We start from the raw sequence: 21,834 nt of genomic DNA on the forward strand, positions 1-21,834 counted from the left end.
AAAACAGTCACAAAAGAAAAAGGCTTGCCGCAGCAAGCCTTTGGAAGAAGGGCATCAGGCTTGCTGGCGATGCTTTTTTTCCAGCTTCTTCTTGATGCGGTCACGCTTGAGCGTGGACAGGTAATCGACAAACAGCTTGCCGTTGAGGTGGTCGCATTCGTGCTGGATGCACACCGCCAGCAGGCCTTCGGCAATCAGCTCGAAGGGCTTGCCGTCACGGTCCAGCGCCTTGATCTTCACGCGCAGCGGGCGTTCCACATTCTCGTAGAACTCCGGCACCGACAGGCAGCCTTCCTGGTATTCGCCCATCTCTTCAGTCAGCGGTTCGAACTCAGGGTTGATGTACACCCGAGGTTCGCTGCGGTCTTCCGACAGGTCCATGACCACGACGCGCAGATGCACGTTGACCTGGGTCGCGGCGAGGCCGATGCCCGGGGCTTCATACATTGTTTCAAACATGTCATCGACCAACTGACGAACCTTGTCGTCCACTACGGCCACCGGCTTGGCGATCGTGCGCAGGCGCGAGTCGGGAAATTCGAGGATGTTCAAAATAGCCATAAGCGTAATTGCTGCACATGTGAGGAAGAGACAAATCGGCGGTGGGATGGACCCATACGGCCGGTGTGAAACGCTCGGAAGCCGCGAAGGCCATGGCATTTCACGCGAACGCACATAATAAAGGAGATTCACCCCATGAGGAAATCGCTACTCGTCTTGCTGCTGTGGGCTCCGTTCGCCACGGCGTTGATTGCGCAACCCACTGAGCGTCTGGATCAGGCCGCGCAACAGGCCATCCAGCACTTCTTACTGCACAACCGCATTTTTGACTCGCCCCAGGACCTGGACAACGCGCCTTACATTATTGCGGCGCAAGGCGGGCGCGTGCTGGGCGCCAACGACGAGCGCGTGCATGCGCGCGGGCATCTGGACCCGGCCCAGCCCAGCTACGGGATCTTTCGGCGAGGCAAGGCCTACACCGACCCCGATACCCAGGAATTACTCGGCATCAATGCCGACGACATCGGCACTGCGCGCTTTGTGCTTGCCGACAGCCTCGCCACCTTGGCAGTGCAACGGGTGACCCAGGAAATTCGCCCAGGTGACCGTTTGTTGCGCGCCGAGCCTCCCGTTGCTTTGGCCATGCTGGAACCCTGCAAACCTGCACCCTTGATTACAGGGCACATCATCGACATCCCCAAGGGTGTCACGCAGATAGGCGTTCTCGACGCTGTGACCTTGAACAAGGGTCGCCGTGATGGATTAGTGGAAGGCCAACTGCTGACGGTGATCAAGGCTGGCGCCACCGTGCGAGACGCCCTCACCGGTACGCCCACGCCGCTCCCGGACGAGCGAGCGGGCACCCTGCTGGTGTTTCGCACCTACGAAAAGCTCAGCTATGCCCTGGTGCTCAGTGCTTCACGGTCGTTGGCCGTGCAAGACCGTTTCGAGACGGCTGATCAAGCGCAATAAATAGCCTGCTAAATAAGTTACCAACAGAGTTATCCACAGCTTGTTCCGGTCAAGGATGATCATATGAATCCGATAAACAGTAGCGATATTTCCCCGGCAGAGCTGGAAGCCCGGCTACGCTTGCACAGGCTGCCAGAACTGGGCCCCAAGCGTTTTCACGTATTGATCCAAGCCTTTGGTTGCGCTTCCAAGGCCCTGAGTGCTCCCGCCAGCGCCTGGCGTTCCCTCGGTTTGCCCGCCGTCAGTGCCGAGGCTCGACGTAGCCCTAAAGTACGTGACGGTGCCAGCGAGGCGTTGGCCTGGCTGGCGCGTCCGGCCCAGCATTTGCTGATGTGGGACCAACCGGATTACCCGGCGTTGCTTGCGCAGATCGACGATGCGCCGCCGTTGTTATTCGTCGCGGGCGACCCCGGTATTCTGGAAAAACCACAGTTGGCGATGGTCGGAAGCCGGCGTGCCTCGCGCCCGGGCATGGACACGGCAGCGGCCTTTTCCCGCAGCCTGGCGAGCGCCGGTTTTGTCATCACCAGCGGGCTGGCAGTGGGCATTGATGGCGCGGCGCACCAGGCGGCACTGGACGTTGGCGGCCATACTATCGGTGTGCTCGGCACTGGCCTGGAAAATTTTTATCCACAGCGCCATCGCAGGCTCGCCGCCGCGATGATTGCCCAAGGCAGCGCCGTGGTTTCCGAGTTTCCGCTGGATGCCGCGCCCCAGGCCGGTAATTTCCCACGGCGCAACCGCATTATCAGCGGGTTGTCGTTAGGCGTACTGGTGGTGGAGGCCAGTATCGCCAGCGGCTCGCTGATCACCGCACGCCTGGCCGCGGAGCAAGGGCGTGAGGTGTACGCGATTCCGGGTTCCATCCACCACCCCGCCGCCAAAGGCTGTCATCAACTGATCCGTGATGGCGCGGTGCTTGTGGAAACCATCGAGCACATTCTTGAAGGCCTGCGCGGTTGGCAGCGGTTGTCCCATGCTGCGCCGGTGCCCGTGACCCATCCGCTGGTGGCGCTGCTGCACGCGGCACCGCATAGCAGCGAAGCCTTGGCGATTGCCAGCGGTCGGCCGTTGTCCCAAGTACTGGCCACCCTTACGGAGCTGGAGTTGGAGGGCCAGGTGATTTGCGAAAGCGGGCGCTGGCTGGCGCGGTGTCCGCTTTGGTAGTGGCCCGTTTTTGGCGCTAGGTTTTGTAACGAAGATCGGTAAACTGCCCAGAGCTTTAGTCCGGAGAGTAAACAATGGTCAACAGGTGGCGTGTGCTGGAAGCCGCACGGGAAATTCGCGCAGGCGCAGTGATCGCCTATCCGACCGAAGCGGTCTGGGGCCTGGGCTGCGACCCGTGGAACGAAGAAGCAGTGGATCGGCTGTTGGCGATCAAGAACCGCTCGGTCGACAAAGGCCTGATCCTGGTGGCGGACAATATTCGTCAGTTCGACTTTCTGTTTGAGGATTTCCCGGACACGTGGGTCGAGCGTATGGCCAGCACCTGGCCAGGGCCGAATACCTGGCTGGTGCCCCATCAAGACTTGCTGCCCGAATGGGTCACGGGTGTGCATGACACCGTAGCGTTGCGGGTCAGTGATCACCCGTTGGTGAGAGATTTGTGCGCCGAGGTCGGCCCGTTGATTTCCACCTCGGCCAACCCTCAGGGCCGCCCGGCGGCACGGACGCGGATTCGCGTGGAGCAGTATTTTCGCGGGCAAGTGGACTTGGTGTTGGGCGGCGCCCTGGGTGGGCGCAAGAACCCGAGCCTGATTCGGGACCTGGTGACGGGTGATGTGGTGCGCCCGTCCTGACACCGAGGTGCACCCATCGCAGGCAAGCCAGCTCCCACATTGATTAGTGTTCGCCGTCAAATGTGGGAGCTGGCTTGCCTGCGATGAGGCCCTTAAGGCAGCAGAATGGTCGACCCAGTCGTGCGCCGCCCTGACAACTCCGTCTGCGCTTTGGCCGCCTCCGCCAGCGGGTAGCGCTGGTTGATATCAATGCGCACCTTGCCGCTCTTGATCATCGAAAACAGATCGTCCGCCATCGCCTGCAAGTTCGCCGGGTTGTTCGCGTAGGTCGCCAAAGTCGGCCGGGTGACGTACAGCGAACCCTTCGCCGACAGAATCCCCAGGTTCACCCCATCCACCGCCCCCGACGCATTGCCGAAGCTCACCACCAAGCCTCGCGGCGCCACGCTGTCCAGGGAAGTCAGCCAGGTGTCCTTGCCGACGCCGTCGTACACCACCGGGCACTTCTTACCGTCAGTCAATTCCAGTACGCGTTGTGCGACATCTTCCTTGCTGTAGTCGATGGTTTCCCAGGCACCGAGCGATTTGGCCAAAGCGGCTTTTTCCGGGGAGCTGACCGTACCGATCAACTTCACCCCCAGTGCCTTGGCCCATTGGCAGGCCAGGGAACCCACGCCACCGGCAGCGGCGTGGAACAAAATGGTCTCACCGCCTTTGAGTTCATAGGTCTGACGCAGCAGGTACTGCACGGTCAGGCCTTTGAGCATGGCACCGGCGGCCTGTTCAAAGCTGATCTCATCCGGCAGGTGCACCAGGTTGGCGGCTGGCAGTACGTGCAACTCGCTGTAGGCACCCAGCGGGCCGCTGCCGTAGGCCACACGATCGCCGACTTTGAATTGGCTGACTTCACTGCCCACCGCATCGACCACGCCAGCGCCTTCCGCACCCAGGCCCGATGGCAGGGCGGGCGGCGCATAGAGGCCACTGCGGAAATAGGTGTCGATGAAGTTCAGGCCGATAGCTTCGTTGCGCACCCGTACCTGCTGTGGGCCAGGCTCCGCTGGCGTGTAGTCCACATACTCAAGTACTTCGGGGCCGCCATGTGCGCTGAACTGGATACGTTTGGCCATCTGCACTTCTCCTTGGGTTCGAATCTGCGTAGCCCCCTATCGGACTCCTAAGCTTGATCTTCGTCAACTGCCGCGCACCTAAGTGCAGTGGCATCTAAGCGCAGTGGTATCCTGTGCGCCCATTTGCCGCCGACGCCCCATGGGCCTCGCGTAGCTTTGCCCGATTCAAGGTGATGCCATGACTACCCGCACCGAGGCCGTTAAAGCCTACCTGCTTGACCTGCAAGACCGCATTTGCAGCGCCCTGGAAACCTTCGAGACGGACACTCGCTTTATCGAAGACGCCTGGACCCGGCCAGCCGGCGGTGGCGGTCGCACCCGTGTGATGGAAAACGGTTCGGTGATCGAAAAAGGCGGCGTCAACTTTTCCCACGTGTTCGGCAGCGGTTTGCCCCCGTCTGCCAGTGCCCATCGCCCTGAGCTGGCGGGCCGTGGGTTTGAGGCGCTGGGTGTGTCGCTGGTGATCCATCCGCATAACCCGCATGTACCGACTTCCCACGCCAATGTGCGGTTTTTCATCGCCGAAAAAGAAGGCGAAGAACCGGTGTGGTGGTTCGGCGGTGGCTTCGATCTCACCCCGTATTACGGCAATGAAGAAGACTGTATTCACTGGCACCGCGTGGCCGAGCAGGCCTGTGCGCCGTTTGGCCCGGATGTATACGCACGCTACAAGGCTTGGTGTGATACTTACTTCCACATCAAGCATCGCAACGAACCCCGTGGCATCGGCGGGTTGTTCTTCGATGACTTGAACGAGTGGGGCTTTGATACCTGCTTCGCCTTCATCCGCGCCATCGGCGATGCCTACATCGACGCCTACCTGCCGATTGTGCAGTGTCGCAAGGCCATGGCGTACACCGAGCAACAGCGCCAGTTCCAGGAGTTCCGCCGGGGCCGTTACGTTGAGTTCAACCTGGTCTATGACCGTGGCACGCTGTTCGGCCTGCAATCGGGCGGGCGTACAGAGTCGATCCTGATGTCGCTGCCACCCCAGGTACGCTGGAGCTACGACTGGAAGGCCGAAGCTGGCAGCGAAGAGGCGCGCCTCACCGACTACTTCCTGCAAGACCGTGACTGGCTCGGCGTTGCCGCGCCCAAGGCGGCGGTGTGATGGACCGTTATGTCGTGTTCGGCAACCCCATCGGCCACAGCAAATCGCCGCTGATTCACCGTCTGTTCGCCGCCCAGACCGGCGAGCAGCTGGACTACAGCACAATGCTCGCGCCGTTGGAGGACTTCACCGCCTGTGCCCGTGAGTTTTTCCAACAGGGCCGGGGCGCCAACGTGACCGTGCCGTTCAAGGAAGAGGCCTATCGCCTGGCCAATACCCTGACCGAACGGGCCCAGCGCGCCGGCGCCGTGAACACCTTGAGCAAACTGGCTGACGGCACCCTGTTGGGCGACAACACCGACGGCGCGGGCCTGGTGCGCGATTTGACGGTCAATGCCGGGCTGACCCTGCAAGGCAAACGCATTCTGTTATTGGGCGCCGGTGGCGCGGTACGCGGTGCGCTGGAGCCGTTGCTGGCGCAGCAACCTTCGTCGTTGATCATCGCCAACCGCACCGTGGAAAAAGCCGAGTTGCTGGCTGAGCTGTTCGATGACCTGGGCCCGGTATCTGCCAGTGGTTTCGACTGGCTGCGTGAGCCGGTGGACGTGATCATCAATGCCACGTCGGCCAGCCTGTCAGGCGATGTACCGCCGATTGCCGGCAGCCTGATCGAACCGGGCAAGACCTTCTGCTACGACATGATGTACGCCAAGCAACCTACCGCGTTCTGCCGCTGGGCGAGCGAGCAAGGCGCGGCGGTGGCGATGGATGGCCTGGGCATGCTGGTGGAACAAGCGGCAGAAGCCTTTTTGCTGTGGCGCGGTGTGCGTCCGGATTCGGCGCCCGTACTGGCCGAACTGCGCCGTCAATTGGCCTGATCCCACGCGCTGATGTGGGCACCGTTAATGTGGGAGCTGGCTTGCCTGCGATAGCAATAGGTCAGTTACCCATGTGCTGGCTGAACCACCGCTATCGCAGGCAAGCCAGCTTCCACAGTTTTGATCGGGTTCAGTCTTCAAAGTCGATGGGGCAGTTATCGGGCCCCTCCAGCTTCATCAACTCCTCAACCACCTGCGGCCTGGCCCCACGCAACGTCAAGCTACGGCCCAACCCCGCCAACCGCCGCGCCTCCTGGTGCAGCATCTCCACCCCGGAATAGTCGATAAAGTTGATCTGCTGCGCCTCGATCACCACCCGTTCGCCCTGCAAGCGTTGCAAGCGCACTTGCAGGTAATGGCTGGCGCCAAAAAAGATCGAGCCGCCTACCCGCAACACATCCGCCTCACCGTCGCGCCAGTGTTGAACCCGTGGCTGCGAGGTGCGCTTGAGGTAGAAAAACAGCGATGCCAGCACCCCGGCATAGATGGCCGTTTGCAGCTCCAACAACAAGGTGGCGACGCAGGTCAGGCTCATCACCACGAATTCGGCACGACTGACCCGGAACAGCGCGCGAATGCCGCGATGGTCCACCAGCCCCCAGCAAATCAGCAGGATGCTCGCCGCCATGCTCGGGATCGGAATATGCGCGATCAATGCTGCGCCAAATAACGCGAATAACGCCACCCACAGGGCCGAAAACACCCCCGCCAGCGGCGAACAGGCGCCCGCCTCGTAACTGAGGCCCGAGCGGGTGAATGATCCGGCTGACAGGTAGCCGGAAAAAAATCCGCCCACGATGTTGGATAAACCCTGGGCGCGAACTTCCTGGTTGGCGTCGAGCAGTTGTTGCGAGCGGGCCGACAGCGAGCGGGCGATCGACAGGCTGGTCACCAACCCCAGCATCCCCACCGCAACGGCGCTGGGCAGCAGGCGCAACACCAGGTCCAGGTCCATCGGCAGCGGGCTGAACGGCGGCAGTTTGCCAATGAACGAACTGACGCGTGCCACATGCCCGAACATCGCCGGCCACAGCCATGCCACCAGGCTGGCCAACACCAAGGCGATCAACAGCGTCGGCCAGCGTGGCACCAAGTACTTGAGCAGTATGCCTGCCAGCAACGTCCCCAGCCCCAGGGCCAGGGACGCGTGGTCCCACTCGCCACGATGGTCGATCAGCGCCAGCAGGCCGTTGATGGCCGTGGCCTGGCTGGGCAAATCCAACCCGAGCAGGTTGGGCAACTGCCCCAGGGCAATCACCACGGCGGCGCCGAGGGTGAAACCCAGCACCACCGAATGGGAGACAAAGTTCACCAACGCGCCGAAGCGCAGTAAGCCGAGCAACCACTGGAACACCCCGGCGAGGAAGGTCAGCAACAGGATGAGGGTGATGTAGTCCTGTGAGCCTGGCACGGCCAATGGGCTGATGCTGGCGTAAAGCACGATGGAGATGGCGGCCGTGGGCCCGCAGATCAGGTGCCAGGACGAACCCCACAGGCACGCGATCAACACCGGGATGATGGCGGCGTAGAGCCCGTATTCCGGTGGGAGACCGGCGATCAATGCGTAGGCAATCGACTGCGGCAGCGCAAGCACCGCGCCGCTGAGGCCGACGATGGCGTCCCGGCCGACGCTGGCGCGGGTCTGGCGCGGCAGCCAGCGCAGGAAGGGCAAGAGTGTATGGCGGGTGGGCCGGGGCATGAGTCGCTCGAAATACTGTAGGAGCGAGCTTGCTCGCGAAGAGGGGTAACGATAACGCGGGTTGTCTGAAAAAACGCGGCGTTTTCGAGTTCTTCGCTGGCAAGCCAGCTCCTACAAGGAGGATTAGAGTTTGGCTTTTACCGCTGGCAACGCCTCCTGCCCGTCCAGGGTTTTCACGCCCTCCAACCACTGGTCCAGCACCGCCGGGTTGGCCTTGATCCACGCCTTCGCTGCCTGTGCATTGCTGACTTTGTTATTGGCCACGTCAGCCATGATGCTGTTCTCCATGGCCTGGGTAAAACTCAGGTTGGTCAGCAATTTGCCGACATTGGGGCAGGCTTGTGCGTAGCCCTTGCGGGTCAGGGTATACACGCTACCGGTGGCGCCAAAGTACTGCTCGCCGCCCTTGAGGTAGTGCATGTTCAGTTGCACGTTCATCGGGTGCGGGGTCCAGCCGAGGAAGGTGACGAAACGCTGCTTTTTCACGGCTCGCGAAACTTCCGCGAGCATCGCTTGTTCGCTGGACTCGATCAGCTTCCACTGCCCAAGGTCGAAATCATTTTTCTTGATGATCTCCTGCAACGAGATATTGGCTGGCGCGCCGGAGCCGATGCCGTAGATTTTTTTGCCGAACTTGTCGGCAAATTTATTCAGGTCGGCAAAGTCATGCACCCCGGCGTCCCACACATAGTCCGGCACGGCGAGGGTGAATTCGGTGCCCTCCAGGTTCTTCGCCAGCTGCACCACATCGCCGTTGGCCACGAACTTGTCGTAGAAGCCCTGTTGCGCCGGCATCCAGTTACCGAGGAAGACATCCACCTGGCCGTCTTTCAGCCCGCCGAAGGTAATCGGTACCGCCAGGGTGTCGACCTTGGGTTGGTAGCCCATGCCCGTCAGCAGGAAACTGGTGATGGCGTTGGTGGCGGCAATATCGCTCCAGCCTGGATCGGCCATCTTTACCGTTTCGCAGCGAGTGTCTGCGTACACCTGGGCGCTGCTGAGCACCACCAAACTCAGTACCACGGTCAACTTTTGCATGGCCTTCCCTCTGTCTACTTATTGGTTTTGGCAGGGTTGTGGAAAACGTGCCTTGCGCTCCAAGTCATCAAGGTCGATATGGTTGCGCATGTACTGCTGACTGGCGTCTACCAGTGGCTGGTGATCCCAGCTCTTGAGCTTGCCTTGGGTCAGCGCTTCAAACACCAGGCGGCGACGGCGTTGGCTGGCGAGCACCTGTTGATGGATCGCCGGGATGTCCCATTTAGCCCGTGCTTCACGCAAGAACGCCTCGAACAACGGCCGATGTTCAGCAAAATGGCTGAGGTTTTCCTGCTCGCGCGGGTCGTTGTGCACGTCGAACAATAGGCAAGGATCGTCCTCGCTGTAGATGAATTTGAAGGCGCCTCGGCGAATCATCATCAACGGGCTGACGGTGCCTTCGGCCATGTATTCGCCAAACACTTCGTCATGCCCGCCCTGCCCCTGCAAGTGCGGGACCAGTGAGCGGCCGTCCAGCGGCAAGTGCGGGTCCAACGTGCCGCCGGCCAATTCCACCAGGGTCGGCAACAGGTCGGCGGTCGACACGGCCTGGGTGACGCGGCCAGCAGCGAACTGCCCCGGCGCACTGACCAGCAGCGGCACGCGGGCGGCCATTTCAAACCAGTGCATTTTGTACCAGAGGCCGCGCTCGCCAAGCATGTCGCCGTGGTCGCCAGAGAAAATGATCAGGGTGTCGTCGGCCAGGCCGGTGTCTTCCAGGGTCTGCAGCAGCTTGCCGACGTTGCTGTCGATGTAGCTGCAGGCACCGAAGTAGGCGCGGCGGGCGTCGCGGATCTTATCCACCGGCAGCGGTTTGTCCCACAAGTCATAGACCTTGAGCAGCCGCTGGGAATGCGGGTCGAGGTCGGCCTGGGGCGGCGTCGCAGGCATAGGAATCTCGGTGTCGGCGTACAGGTCCCAGAACGGCTTGGGAATGGTGTACGGGTCGTGGGGATGGGTCATCGACACGGTCAGGCAGAACGGCTGGTCGCCCTCCTCGCGGATATGATCGAACAGATATTGCTGGGCCTTGAACACCACCTCTTCGTCGAAATCCAGCTGGTTGGTGCGCACACACGGGCCGGCTTGCAGCACCGAGGACATGTTGTGATACCAGGTAGGGCGTACGTCTGGCTCATCCCAGTTCACCGCCCAGCCGTAGTCGGCGGGGTAGATATCGCTGGTCAGGCGTTCCTCATAACCGTGCAACTGGTCGGGGCCGCAGAAGTGCATCTTGCCCGACAGTGCGGTGCGGTAGCCGAGGCGACGCAGGTAGTGGGCATAGGTCGGTACATCGGCGGGGAAATCGGCAGCGTTGTCGTAGGCGCCGATCTTGCTCGGCAACTTGCCACTCACCAGGGTGAAGCGCGACGGTGCGCACAAGGGGCTGTTGCAATAGGCGGCGTCGAACACCACACCTTGCGCCGCCAGGCGGCTGAGGTTGGGCAGCTTGATCGGGGAAGGCCCGTAGAACGGCAGCATCGGCGCGGCCATCTGATCGGCCATGATGAAAAGAATATTCTTGCGCTTCATGGTTTCTCGGCATTCCATAGGCGGTGTTTATGCCAATGAGCATGCGGTCCATCAATACATGGGTAAAGCCCATGCGCGGCAATGACTAGGATAAGTTGAGCTTATGTATGAAGCGCTGGGTGACCTCTCTCTCGATTTGCTGCGCGCCTTTGAGGCAGCGGCACGCCATCGCAGTTTCACCGCGGCCGCGATGGAACTGGGCACCACCCAACCGGCGGTCAGCCAGCAGATCAAACGTCTTGAAGAGCAACTGGCGATCCGCCTGTTTGACCGCATTTATCGCGGCATCGAACTGACCGACGCCGGCGCCCTGCTGTTCGAGCATGTGCAAGGCGGCCTGCAGAACATCAACCAGGGCCTGGGCGCCATCACTCAACAAAGCCAGCATGAAGTGCTGCAAGTCGCCACCGACTTTGCCTTCGCCGCCTATTGGCTGATGCCGCGCCTGCATCGCTTCCACCAGGCCAACCCGCAGGTGGATGTCAGCCTGGTCACCAGTGAGCGCAACCACGCCACCCTGCGCAGCGATATTGATGTGGCGGTGCTGTTTGGCGATGGCCGTTTCAAGCAGGGCGAAAGCCTGTGGTTGTTCAATGAGGAAGTGTTCCCGGTGTGCAGCCCGCAGTGGCTCAAGGAACAAGCTGCGCCCCTGACGGTGCAGACCTTGCAAGACTGCCCGTTGCTGCACCTGCGCCAGGAAAACAACAGCCAGTGGTTCGACTGGAACGGTGTGTTCCGCGAACTGGGTATCACGGCTGTGCCGACCCCCGGGCAATTGCGCTTCGACAACTACACCTTGCTGATCCAGGCCGCGATTGCCGGCCAGGGCGTCGCCATCGGCTGGCGCCACCTGGTGGATAACCTGCTGGAGCAGAATTGGCTGTGCCGGCCGATCAGCCCCACGGTGACGTCGCGATTTGGCTATTACGTGGTGCAGCCCCAGCGCAAACGCCGTGGGCAGTTGGTGGACCGCTTTGTCGAGTGGCTGGTGGCGGAACAGGCCAGCAGTGCGCAGTCGTTGACCGGGCTGGCCCTGCCGTCGATTGCGGTCTAGGATCGGCGCACAGTGGAACCGGAGTCCGTCATGCAACGTATCAAGGGCTACCACGCCCATATCTACTTCGACGCCAGCACGATCGAGCAGGCGCGCAGGCTCTGTGAAGACGCCGCCAGGCTGTTCCCGTTGCGCATGGGCCGCGTGCATGAGCGGCCCGTAGGCCCGCACCCGGATTGGAGTTGCCAGCTGGCGTTCGAGCCGGAATATATCGGCGTGGTGTTGCCGTGGCTGGCGCTGCACCGCGATGGTCTGGTGGTGTTCCTGCACCCGGAAACCGGTGACGACCTCAAGGACCACACCGATTACGCCATCTGGATGGGCGCGATGCGCGAACTGGACCTGTCGATTTTTTAACCATCCTTACCCGATAAACCCGCGTCTTTCCCTAAGGAAAAACAGGAAGGGTCGTAGGATTTATCTTGTCTTGTCCCGTTATATGGGATTGATATTTATATATTGAGATATTCCGCGACCTAGGTTTATATTCGCCCATCTGCTTTTTTCAGCACCCACTCATTTCAGGTGAAGCGATGCAGGCGCAATTGATCGCGCTCGATTGGGGGACCAGCTCCCTTCGTGCTTACAAACTCGGCCCCGCGGGCGTTGTGCTGGAACAGCGCTCGCAAGCCTGGGGCATCATGCATTTGCCCACAGAGCCCCGGGAAATAGCCGGTGTGCTGTGCACTGACGGCTTTGAACTGGCGTTCGATAGCGCCTGCGGCGATTGGCTCGACGCCCAGCCCGGGCTGCCGGTGATCGCGTGCGGCATGGTCGGCAGCGCACAGGGTTGGAGCGAGGCGGCCTATCGCAGCACGCCCGTGGATGTCGCCAGCCTTGGCCAGGCGTTGCATGGCATACGCAGCCTGCGCGGGGTACAGGTGCACATCGTGCCGGGGGTGATCGAGCAAGTGGGGCTGCCCAATGTGATGCGCGGCGAAGAAACCCAGGTACTCGGCGTACTGCAGGGCCTTGGGCCCCACGTGTTGATCGGCCTGCCCGGCAGCCATTCCAAGTGGGTCGAGGTGGTGGAAGGGCGCATTACCCATTTCGATACGTTCATGACCGGCGAAGTGTTTGCGGTGTTGAGCAAGCACAGCATTCTGGGGCGCACCCAACAGGCCAGCGCGCAGTTCCAGGCCGAGGCGTTTGATCGAGGCGTGCGCGTGGCGCTGTCTGAAGATGGCCAGCGTGGCGTGCTCTCGACCCTGTTCAGTGCCCGTACCCTTGGGCTCACTGCGCAACTGGCGCCCGACCAGCAACCCGACTACCTGTCTGGCCTGCTCATCGGCCATGAACTCGCCGGCCTGCCAGATTCCGCCAAACACCAGCCGATCATCCTGGTCGGCGCCGCTCCACTCTGCGCCCGCTATCAACGCGCCCTCGCCCTTTGCGGCTTTGCCCACGTCAGCCTGGCGCAAGAAGCCACCGAGCGTGGCCTGTGGCAACTGGCGCAAGCCGCCGGGCTTACTCGACCTTTATTGGAGGCCTGACATGCTCAAGCAAGCACTCGCACAAAACGGTTTGATCGCCATCCTGCGCGGCCTACGCCCTGACGAAGCCCAGGCGGTCGGCCAGGTGCTGTACGACGCGGGTTTTCGCGTGATCGAAGTGCCGCTCAACTCGCCAGACCCTTACACCAGCATCCGCACCCTGCGCGACAGCTTGCCCGCCGATTGCCTGATCGGTGCCGGTACGGTGTTGACGCCTGAGCAGGTCGAGCAGGTCAAGGCGGCCGGCGGCCAGGTGATCGTCATGCCCCACAGCGATGCCAAGGTGCTGCGCGCGGCCAAAGCGGCGGGCCTGTATTTGTCGCCTGGGGTGGCCACGCCCACCGAAGCCTTTGCCGCACTGGCCGAAGGCGCCGATGTATTGAAACTGTTCCCGGCCGAGCAAATGGGCCCTTCAGTGATCAAGGCGTGGCTGGCGGTATTGCCGGCGGGTACGTTGCTGCTGCCGGTGGGCGGCATCACCCCGGACAACATGCAGATGTTTACCGACGCCGGCGCCAAGGGCTTCGGACTGGGTTCCGGGCTGTTCAAGCCGGGCATGACAGTGGATCAGGTTGCGAGCCGTGCCCAGGCGTATGTCGCCGCCTGGAAAGCCCTCGGCTGAGAGCACATTCCGCGCCCACAGGCGCTGCATCTATAAGAGAGACAAGAGATGAAAATCACCAAACTGACGACCTTTATCGTTCCGCCGCGCTGGTGCTTCCTCAAGGTCGAAACCGACCAGGGTGTGACCGGCTGGGGTGAGCCTGTGGTCGAGGGCCGCGCTCACACGGTGGCCGCTGCCGTCGAAGAACTGTCCGACTACCTGATCGGCAAAGACCCACGCAACATCGAAGATATCTGGACCGTGCTCTATCGCGGCGGCTTCTACCGAGGCGGTGCGGTGCACATGAGCGCTCTCGCCGGCATCGACCAGGCGTTGTGGGACATCAAGGGCAAGGCCCTCGGTGTGTCGGTCAGCGATCTGCTGGGTGGCCAGGTACGTGACAAGATCCGCGTGTACTCATGGATCGGCGGTGACCGCCCTGCCGACACTGCCCGTGCCGCCAAAGAGGCGGTGGCGCGTGGCTTTACAGCCGTGAAAATGAACGGCACCGAAGAATTGCAGTTCGTCGACAGCTTCGAAAAAGTCGACCTGGCCCTGGCCAATGTCGCTGCTGTGCGCGATGCGGTCGGCCCTAACGTGGGGATCGGCGTCGACTTCCATGGCCGGGTGCACAAGCCGATGGCCAAGGTGCTGATGAAAGAGCTCGACCCGTACAAACTGATGTTCATTGAAGAGCCGGTGCTCAGCGAAAACTACGAAGCGCTGAAAGAACTGGCACCGCTGACCAGTACGCCGATTGCCCTGGGCGAGCGCCTGTTCTCGCGCTGGGATTTCAAGCGCGTACTCAGCGAAGGTTACGTCGACATCATCCAGCCGGATGCCTCCCACGCGGGCGGTATCACCGAAACCCGCAAGATCGCCAACATGGCCGAAGCCTACGACGTGGCCCTGGCCCTGCACTGCCCGCTGGGCCCGATTGCCTTGGCGGCGTGCCTGCAACTGGATGCGGTTTGCTACAACGCGTTTATCCAGGAGCAGAGCCTGGGCATTCACTACAATGAAAGCAACGATTTGCTCGATTACGTGCAAGACCCTGGCGTATTCGACTATGACCAGGGTTTTGTGAAGATCCCCAACGGCCCGGGTTTGGGCATTGAGATCAACGAGGAGTATGTGGTTGAGCGCGCGGCCATCGGCCATCGCTGGCGCAACCCGATCTGGCGCCATGCCGATGGCAGTTTTGCCGAGTGGTGATTTCCACCTGATTGAAACGCGCTAAAAAATGTGGGAGCTGGCTTGCCTGCGATAGCGGTGGGTCAGCCAACACATGGGTAACTGACCTATTGCTATCGCAGGCAAGCCAGCTCCCACATTGAGCGCGTTCCTTCCTCAACAAATATAAAAAGAGGCACCCCCATGCACCCTGAATCCCTCACCGGGCAGGCTTCTTTAGTCACGCCTAGCAGAAAGCGCTTTTTCATCATGGTGCTGCTGTTCATCACCGTGGTCATCAACTACCTCGACCGCAGCAACCTGTCGATTGCTGCGCCGGCGCTGACCAGCGAGCTGGGGATCGACCCGGTGCAAGTCGGGCTGATTTTCTCCGCCTTCGGCTGGACCTACGCCGCCATGCAAATCCCGGGTGGCTGGTTGGTAGACCGGGTGCCACCGCGCATTCTCTACACGGCGGCCCTGCTGCTGTGGTCGATTGCCACCGTGATGCTCGGTTTCGCCGCCAGCTTTATTGCGCTGTTCGTGCTGCGCATGGCGGTGGGCGCGTTGGAGGCACCGGCTTATCCCATCAATAGCCGCGTGGTCACCACCTGGTTTCCCGAGCGCGAGCGCGCCACGGCTATCGGCGTCTACACGTCTGGGCAATTCGTCGGCTTGGCGTTCCTCACCCCGGTACTGGCGTGGCTGCAACATCAGTACGGCTGGCACATGGTGTTTGTGGTAACCGGTGGCGTCGGCATCCTATGGGCCGCGATCTGGTACGCGGTGTACCGCGAGCCCAAAGATTTCAAAGGCGCCAACGAAGCCGAAATCCAACTGATCCGCGACGGTGGCGGGCTGGTGGACATGCAGGCTAAAACCGTCAAGGCACCTTTCAGCTGGACCGATCTAGGCATTGTGCTGAGCAAACGCAAGCTGTGGGGCATCTACCTGGGCCAGTTTTGCCTGAACTCCACGCTGTGGTTCTTCCTGACCTGGTTCCCGACGTACCTGGTGAAATATCGCGGCATGGACTTTATCCAGTCTGGGCTGCTGGCCTCCTTGCCGTTCCTGGCCGCGTTTGTGGGCGTGCTGTGTTCGGGGGTGTTTTCCGATTGGCTGATCCGCCGTGGGGCGTCGGTAGGCTTTGCGCGCAAGTTGCCGATCATCAGCGGGCTGCTGATTTCCACGGCGATCATCGGGGCCAACTATGTGGACTCCACGGGATGGGTCATCGCGTTTCTGGCGGTGGCGTTTTTCGGCAATGGCCTGGCGTCGATCACCTGGTCGTTGGTGTCGACCTTGGCACCTGCCCGTCTGCTGGGGCTGACTGGCGGGGTGTTCAACTTCATTGGCAACCTGGCGGCGATCGCCACGCCTATCGTGATTGGCTTTCTGGCCAGTGGCTCGTCATTTGCGCCGGCCATTACCTACATTGCGGTACTGGCGCTGCTCGGCGCGCTTTCCTACATATTGCTGGTCGGCAAAGTCGAGCGGATCGAGTTGTAAAAAAGGGCGACCTTCGGGTCGCCCTTTTTCGTTCTACGGCACCGACATCTCGTTACGAAATACATTGTGCGGGTCCCAGCGCTGCTTGGTACGCCGCAAGCGGCTTTCAATCATCAGATCGGGAAAGAAGATTTTGTACCACTGGGGGTTTTTACCGTTGGCCGGATTGCCGCCTGCGTAGGTCATGTCGAGGTCGGGATAATTGATGTAGCAGCCTTCGAACGCATCGTTGAGCGGCACGCCTTGAGCATCGGCAAACGCATTGACATAGAGCCCTCGGATCCAGTCGGCATGGGCTTGATCCGCGGCGGCACTGTCGCCGTGCCAGTAACATTGGGGTTGCCACTTGAGGAGGGACGATCGCTGGGCGGCCGACGACTCCTTGCGCACGGGCGCGCTGGCGGCGTTGATCTGGCCGCCGAAGGACTGGATCTGGATCAGGCTTTGTGTCAGGTGGTTGTCAGGGTCTGGCCAGGTCAGGGTAGTCCAGATGGCCTGTAGCACTTGGGGGCTGAACTCCCCTTTCTGGTAGGCCGACTTATAGCGCCCGCGCTGGTTGTCTCCTGAACCATTCAATGTTTGCTGGCACACTAGCCAATCCAGGCGCCGGACTGCCGCCTGGGCGGACGACAGCGAGTCGATAGTGCGCCCGCGAGCTGTGCCAGGCGGCAAATGGACCACGTGAAACGGCACCAGCGACTCGGTGGCAGGCAAGCCGATGGCCGTGAGCATCTTGTCGACAAAATCATCGAAGGGCGCACGGTCGTTCAGCTCACCCTCCTTGTCCACATAATGGATGCCCAGGGTGATATTGCCTGTGTGCTCGTGGCGCATTTCCAGTTTGGTCGCCAGGCCCCAGGTGTCCGGGTTGTTCTGATGGCTGGCAAACCATAGCTGGTAAGCCACCAGCAGATTGTTTAGTGCCTCCTGGGTCAGTACTGACCAGTCCCATTCCATCACCAGCCACAGCACCTCTTTGGGCGCTTGCGGCAGGTCCTTGAAGTAATAGCTGGTGATAATGCCGAATTGACCACCCCCCGCACCGCAGCATGCGGCGAACAGGTCCAATTCGTCCTGTTGGGTGCTGTCCCTGCTGACATGGCGCGGTTCGAGCCCTTTGCCGTGGCTGTCAGGCACCAGCATATCGACCCCGCTGAGCCAGTCACACACCAATCCATACTTGCGCGACAGCAGCCCGTAGCCGCCGCCGCAAATGTGCCCGCCCAATCCGACGGAATAACATGAGCCCGCGGGCAAGGTCTTGTTGGCCTGCTTGTACAACGCGCTATAGCTGTCCCAGATCTGGCTGCCTGCCTCCAGGCGAAAGCGATAGCGAAAGGGCTGCGTCGGGCTCAGCTCTGAGCCGATTTGCCCGCTGGCGTCGTACACCACTCGGTCCAGCGCGCTGATATCCAGGATCGACAGCACCTCATCCGGGCTGTCGGGCATCTTGTTGGCGACAAACCCTTCATAGCAATGACCGCCGCTGCGTACGGTGATGCGTCCATGGGGCAGGGCCAATGCCTGGGCGGCGGCATCCATGATGTCTTGGGGGCTGCGGCACAGGTAAATCAGGTTGGCGCCATTGGGCGAGGACTGACCCTGCAGGTTGCCCAAGGGCCAGCGCAGGTTGAAGCCCTTTTGCAGGCTAGAGTGACGACGGTCTGAAACGGTGATGAGATCAAATGCCATGATGTACTCCTAAGAGCCAAGAATGACTTCTGATGCGGCTAACTTAACGACCGAGGGGCAAGGACTGCGGGGCTTGCGAAGGTGGTTAGACGGCAAAGGGCACGAAGTGCGTTAAATAAGGAGAGACGCGATGCCTAGCCTTGTGTAGGAGCGAGCTTGCTCGCGAAAAACGTCAACGATAACGCGTGTTCGCTGAATGAACGCGGCGCCTGTAAGTTTTTCGCGAGCAAGCTCGCTCCTACACATTAGGCGAGATGCCCGCCTCCTTCTGAAGCCTAGCGTATAAGTCGGTGATATTTGGACAGTCTGATCACCGACCGAACAGGCACTTACTTACGTGCGTTGCGCACACCTTCCGACAGCGCCGCGCACAGGGTCAGCACGCCATCAATGGCTTGCTGGTCGTTCTTGGCCGTGGCGATGTGATCGATCAGCGCCGAACCCACTACCACCCCGTCTGCCAGGCGTGCGATGGCCGCTGCCTGGTCCGGCGTGCGGATACCAAAGCCGATGCTGATCGGCAGGTCGGTATGGCGGCGCAGGCGGGTCACGGCTTCTTCGACGTGTTCCAGGGTGGCGGCGCCGGCACCGGTTACTCCCGCGACCGACACGTAATACACAAACCCGGAGCTGCCATTGAGCACAGTAGGCAGGCGCACGTCATCGGTGGTTGGCGTGGTCAGGCGGATAAAGTCGATGCCTGCAGCCTGGGCCGGGTCGCACAGCTCGCCGTTGTGCTCAGGCGGCATGTCCACCACGATCAGGCCGTCGACACCGGCTGCCTTGGCATCGGCAATGAACTGCGACACGCCATATTTGTGGATCGGGTTGAAATAACCCATCAACACCAGCGGGGTGTCGTTGTTGTCCTGGCGGAACTCGCGAACCATCTGCAGGGTTTTCAACAGGTTCTGCTTGGCGCCCAGGGCGCGGATATTGGCCAGTTGAATGGCCGGGCCGTCGGCCATCGGGTCGGTGAAGGGCATGCCCAGCTCGATCACGTCGGCGCCAGCGGCCGGCAAGCCTTTCAGGATCGCCAGCGAGGTGTCATAGCCAGGGTCGCCAGCGGTGACGAAGGTCACCAGTGCGGCGCGGTTTTGTTCCTTGAGTTGCGCAAAGCGGGTTTGCAGGCGGCTCATCAGTGTTTCTCCTGCTTGGACTGTTCCATATGGTGCATCACGGTCTGCATGTCTTTGTCGCCACGACCCGAGAGGTTGACCACCATCAGGTGATCCTTGGGCAAGTTTGGCGCGCGCTTGAATACTTCAGCCAGGGCGTGGGCGCTTTCCAGGGCAGGAATGATCCCTTCCAGGCGGCAGCATTTGTGGAAGGCTTCCAGGGCTTCGTCGTCCGTCACCGAGGTGTACTGGACGCGGCCGATGTCATGCAACCAGGCGTGTTCCGGGCCGATGCCGGGGTAGTCCAGGCCTGCGGAAATCGAGTGGGCGTCGATGATCTGGCCATCGTCGTCCTGCAGCAGGAAGGTGCGGTTGCCGTGCAGCACGCCGGGTACGCCGCCGTTGAGGCTGGCGGCGTGCTTGCCGGTTTCGATGCCATGGCCCGCGGCTTCAACGCCGATGATGTCGACGCTGGTGTCATCCAGGAACGGGTGGAACAGGCCCATGGCGTTGGAACCGCCGCCGATGCACGCCACCAGGCTGTCTGGCAGGCGGCCTTCCTGGGCTTGCAGTTGGGTACGGGTTTCCTTGCCGATCACGGCCTGGAAATCGCGCACCATCGCCGGGTATGGGTGTGGCCCGGCCACGGTACCGATCAGGTAGAAGGTGCTGTCGACATTGGTTACCCAGTCGCGCAGGGCTTCGTTCATGGCGTCTTTGAGGGTGCCGGTGCCGGCGACCACGGGGATGACCTCGGCGCCCAGCAGCTTCATGCGGAACACGTTGGCCTGCTGGCGCTCGATGTCGGTGGTGCCCATGTAGATCACGCATTGCAGGCCAAAGCGCGCCGCCACGGTTGCGGTGGCCACGCCGTGCATGCCGGCGCCGGTTTCGGCGATGATGCGTTTCTTGCCCATGCGCCGGGCCAGCAGGATCTGGCCGATGCAGTTGTTGATCTTGTGCGCGCCGGTGTGGTTGAGCTCTTCGCGCTTGAGGTAGATCTTGGCGCCGCCGCAGAACTCGGTCAGGCGTTCGGCAAAATACAGCGGGCTTGGGCGCCCGACATAGTCGCGCTGGAAGTAGGCCAATTCTTCATTGAACGCCGGGTCCACCTTCGCCGCTTCGTATTCACGGGCCAGGTCGAGGATCAACGGCATCAGGGTTTCAGCGACGTAGCGGCCGCCGAACGCACCAAACAGGCCGTTGGCGTCAGGGCCGTTGCGTAGATCGGTCTGGGACTGGGTCATGGGACGCTCCAGGAAAGAATGTGTTTAAAGGCAATGACGGTCACTCTACGCGTGACGCCTTGGCCTGAAAACCGATAAGATCGCCGGAACCTGTCAGGAAAACTCACAGATGAGCCGCGACCTCCCTCCCCTCAACGCCCTGCGCGCTTTTGAAGCCACCGCCCGCCTTAACAGCGTCAGCCAGGCAGCAGAGCTATTGCATGTGACGCACGGCGCCGTCAGCCGCCAGTTGAAAGTGCTGGAGGAGCACTTGGGCGTGAGCCTGTTCGTCAAGGATGGGCGCGGCCTTAAACTCACAGATGCCGGCGTCAGGCTACGAGATGCCAGCAGCGAGGCTTTCGAGCGGTTGCGCGACGTGTGCGCCGAACTCACCCAACGCGGCGCTGACGCGCCCTTCGTTCTTGGCTGTTCAGGCAGCTTGCTGGCGCGTTGGTTTATCCCTCGGCTGGGGCGGTTGAATGCCGATTTGCCGGATTTGCGCCTGCACCTGTCGGCGGGCGAAGGCGATCTGGACCCGCGCCGCCCTGGGCTGGATGCCTTGCTGGTGTTCGCTGAGCCGCCGTGGCCAGCGGATATGCAGGTGTATGAGCTGGCCAGTGAGCGTATCGGCCCGGTTATGAGCCCACGCTTCGCCGGTTTTGAGCAATTGCGTCATGCGCCAGCGGCGGCACTGGCCGAACAAGCTTTGCTTCATACCACCTCAAGGCCGCAAGCCTGGCCCAGTTGGGCACGGCAATACGGCATCGAGCCCGGCGCGTTGAAACTCGGCCAGGGGTTTGAGCATTTGTATTATTTGCTGGAAGCGGCGGTTGCCGGGTTGGGGGTGGCGATTGCGCCAGAACCGCTGGTGGCAGAGGACCTGCGAGCGGGTCGCCTGGTGGCGCCGTGGGGGTTCAGTGAAACCCCGGCGCACCTGGCGTTGTGGCTACCCAAGCGCGCCGCAGACGGGCGCGCCGGGCAGTTGGCGCAATGGCTCAAGGCTGAGCTGTTGCGCCAACCGGTGTAACCGGTCAATCAGTCACCGCGCTTGCACAGCAGGTAAGCCGCCAGCAGGCCCAGTGCGCCAACGGCGACGCCAGCGGTCGTCCATGGGTGCTCTTGGGCGTAGTCACGGGTTGCCGCGCTGGTTTCGCGGATTTTGACTTTGCTTTCTTCGTAGGCGTCGCTGATCAGGTGACGAGAGTGCTTGAGGGCGTTCTCGGCATTGCTTTTCAAGGCCTTCAGCGTTTTGCGCGACTCATCGGACGCGTCGTCCTTGAGGCTCTCCAGAGATTTGAGCAGGCTCGAAATCTCGGCTTCCATGCTTTCCAGCGACGCTTTGCGTAAAGAAGTGTTGGCCATGTGGACATCTCCTGAAGTGATTGAGTGGCGTGTGTAGATACCGACTGCGCCGGTTTCAGAAA

General features: G+C 61.4%; 21 protein-coding genes. 12 read left to right on the forward strand and 9 right to left on the reverse strand.

Annotated features, from left to right (window positions below):
• Positions 1-54: 54 nt before the first annotated feature.
• Positions 55-561 (reverse strand): peptide deformylase, encoded by a 507-nt coding sequence (gene def / locus HU731_RS16165; protein ID WP_003187273.1) that lies wholly within the window; start codon positions 559-561, stop codon positions 55-57.
• Between the two features lie 135 nt (positions 562-696).
• Here def and HU731_RS16170 point away from each other — a divergent pair, with 135 nt between their 5' ends.
• From HU731_RS16170 to tsaC, 3 genes are all read left to right on the forward strand, one after another.
• Positions 697-1,473: a peptidoglycan-binding protein gene (locus HU731_RS16170; protein WP_186607479.1), complete on the forward strand. Its 777-nt coding sequence runs from the start codon at positions 697-699 to the stop codon at positions 1,471-1,473.
• 63 nt (positions 1,474-1,536) lie between these two features.
• A complete protein-coding gene (gene dprA / locus HU731_RS16175) occupies positions 1,537-2,640 on the forward strand; it encodes a DNA-processing protein DprA (protein ID WP_186607478.1) in 1,104 nt (367 codons plus the stop codon).
• 74 nt (positions 2,641-2,714) lie between these two features.
• A complete protein-coding gene (gene tsaC / locus HU731_RS16180) occupies positions 2,715-3,272 on the forward strand; it encodes an L-threonylcarbamoyladenylate synthase type 1 TsaC (RefSeq protein WP_003187278.1) in 558 nt (185 codons plus the stop codon).
• A gap of 92 nt (positions 3,273-3,364) precedes the next feature.
• Here tsaC and HU731_RS16185 read toward each other — a convergent pair whose 3' ends face one another.
• The gene (locus HU731_RS16185; RefSeq protein ID WP_186607477.1) at positions 3,365-4,342 is read right to left on the reverse strand and encodes a quinone oxidoreductase family protein; all 978 of its coding nucleotides are present in this window, start codon (positions 4,340-4,342) and stop codon (positions 3,365-3,367) included.
• Positions 4,343-4,520: 178 nt separating this feature from the next.
• On the opposite strand from HU731_RS16185, the gene hemF reads away from it, so the two are divergent.
• Positions 4,521-5,453 carry an oxygen-dependent coproporphyrinogen oxidase gene (gene hemF / locus HU731_RS16190; protein ID WP_186607476.1) on the forward strand — a complete coding sequence of 311 codons (933 nt, stop codon included), beginning with the start codon at positions 4,521-4,523 and terminating at the stop codon, positions 5,451-5,453.
• Positions 5,453-6,271 (forward strand): shikimate dehydrogenase, encoded by an 819-nt coding sequence (gene aroE, locus HU731_RS16195; protein ID WP_044270218.1) that lies wholly within the window; start codon positions 5,453-5,455, stop codon positions 6,269-6,271. Before hemF ends, aroE begins: the two co-directional genes overlap by 1 nt.
• Positions 6,272-6,401: 130 nt before the next feature.
• Here the strand turns inward: aroE and HU731_RS16200 are convergent, their stop codons facing one another.
• The 3 genes from HU731_RS16200 to betC form a co-directional block, all read right to left on the reverse strand.
• The gene (locus HU731_RS16200; protein ID WP_186607475.1) at positions 6,402-7,970 is read right to left on the reverse strand and encodes a SulP family inorganic anion transporter; all 1,569 of its coding nucleotides are present in this window, start codon (positions 7,968-7,970) and stop codon (positions 6,402-6,404) included.
• 123 nt (positions 7,971-8,093) lie between these two features.
• Positions 8,094-9,008: a choline ABC transporter substrate-binding protein gene (choX, locus tag HU731_RS16205; protein ID WP_186607474.1), complete on the reverse strand. Its 915-nt coding sequence runs from the start codon at positions 9,006-9,008 to the stop codon at positions 8,094-8,096.
• Positions 9,009-9,026: 18 nt separating this feature from the next.
• Positions 9,027-10,541 (reverse strand): choline-sulfatase, encoded by a 1,515-nt coding sequence (betC, locus tag HU731_RS16210; protein WP_186607473.1) that lies wholly within the window; start codon positions 10,539-10,541, stop codon positions 9,027-9,029.
• 103 nt (positions 10,542-10,644) lie between these two features.
• Between betC and HU731_RS16215 the strand changes: the two genes are divergently transcribed.
• The 6 genes from HU731_RS16215 (at position 10,645) to HU731_RS16240 (ending at position 16,374) form a co-directional block, all read left to right on the forward strand.
• Complete coding sequence (locus HU731_RS16215; protein WP_186607472.1) at positions 10,645-11,595, forward strand: choline sulfate utilization transcriptional regulator; 951 nt, start codon at positions 10,645-10,647, stop codon at positions 11,593-11,595.
• A gap of 30 nt (positions 11,596-11,625) precedes the next feature.
• On the forward strand, positions 11,626-11,952 hold the full coding sequence (locus HU731_RS16220) for a DOPA 4,5-dioxygenase family protein (protein ID WP_044270228.1): 327 nt from the start codon (positions 11,626-11,628) through the stop codon (positions 11,950-11,952).
• 176 nt (positions 11,953-12,128) lie between these two features.
• Positions 12,129-13,088 carry a 2-dehydro-3-deoxygalactonokinase gene (locus HU731_RS16225; RefSeq protein ID WP_186607471.1) on the forward strand — a complete coding sequence of 320 codons (960 nt, stop codon included), beginning with the start codon at positions 12,129-12,131 and terminating at the stop codon, positions 13,086-13,088.
• A 1-nt stretch (position 13,089) separates the two neighbouring features.
• Positions 13,090-13,710 (forward strand): 2-dehydro-3-deoxy-6-phosphogalactonate aldolase, encoded by a 621-nt coding sequence (locus HU731_RS16230; protein WP_186607470.1) that lies wholly within the window; start codon positions 13,090-13,092, stop codon positions 13,708-13,710.
• Between the two features lie 48 nt (positions 13,711-13,758).
• Positions 13,759-14,907, forward strand: a complete 1,149-nt coding sequence (gene dgoD, locus HU731_RS16235) for a galactonate dehydratase (RefSeq protein ID WP_186607469.1) — start codon at positions 13,759-13,761, stop codon at positions 14,905-14,907.
• 162 nt (positions 14,908-15,069) lie between these two features.
• The gene (locus tag HU731_RS16240; protein ID WP_032894350.1) at positions 15,070-16,374 is read left to right on the forward strand and encodes an MFS transporter; all 1,305 of its coding nucleotides are present in this window, start codon (positions 15,070-15,072) and stop codon (positions 16,372-16,374) included.
• 33 nt (positions 16,375-16,407) lie between these two features.
• On the opposite strand, the gene HU731_RS16245 is transcribed toward HU731_RS16240, so the two are convergent.
• From HU731_RS16245 to trpB, 3 genes are all read right to left on the reverse strand, one after another.
• The gene (locus tag HU731_RS16245; RefSeq protein WP_186607468.1) at positions 16,408-18,066 is read right to left on the reverse strand and encodes an FAD-binding oxidoreductase; all 1,659 of its coding nucleotides are present in this window, start codon (positions 18,064-18,066) and stop codon (positions 16,408-16,410) included.
• A 329-nt stretch (positions 18,067-18,395) separates the two neighbouring features.
• On the reverse strand, positions 18,396-19,205 hold the full coding sequence (trpA, locus tag HU731_RS16250; protein WP_003187300.1) for a tryptophan synthase subunit alpha: 810 nt from the start codon (positions 19,203-19,205) through the stop codon (positions 18,396-18,398).
• Positions 19,205-20,431, reverse strand: a complete 1,227-nt coding sequence (gene trpB, locus HU731_RS16255) for a tryptophan synthase subunit beta (protein ID WP_032894347.1) — start codon at positions 20,429-20,431, stop codon at positions 19,205-19,207. Before trpB ends, trpA begins: the two co-directional genes overlap by 1 nt.
• Positions 20,432-20,540: 109 nt before the next feature.
• Here trpB and HU731_RS16260 point away from each other — a divergent pair, with 109 nt between their 5' ends.
• Positions 20,541-21,437: a LysR family transcriptional regulator gene (locus HU731_RS16260; RefSeq protein WP_186607467.1), complete on the forward strand. Its 897-nt coding sequence runs from the start codon at positions 20,541-20,543 to the stop codon at positions 21,435-21,437.
• An 8-nt stretch (positions 21,438-21,445) separates the two neighbouring features.
• On the opposite strand, the gene HU731_RS16265 is transcribed toward HU731_RS16260, so the two are convergent.
• Complete coding sequence (locus HU731_RS16265; protein ID WP_003187304.1) at positions 21,446-21,772, reverse strand: ElaB/YgaM/YqjD family protein; 327 nt, start codon at positions 21,770-21,772, stop codon at positions 21,446-21,448.
• Positions 21,773-21,834 lie beyond the last annotated feature (62 nt).

The sequence above is a fragment of the Pseudomonas salmasensis genome (assembly GCF_014268375.2).
GTDB lineage: Bacteria > Pseudomonadota > Gammaproteobacteria > Pseudomonadales > Pseudomonadaceae > Aquipseudomonas > Aquipseudomonas salmasensis.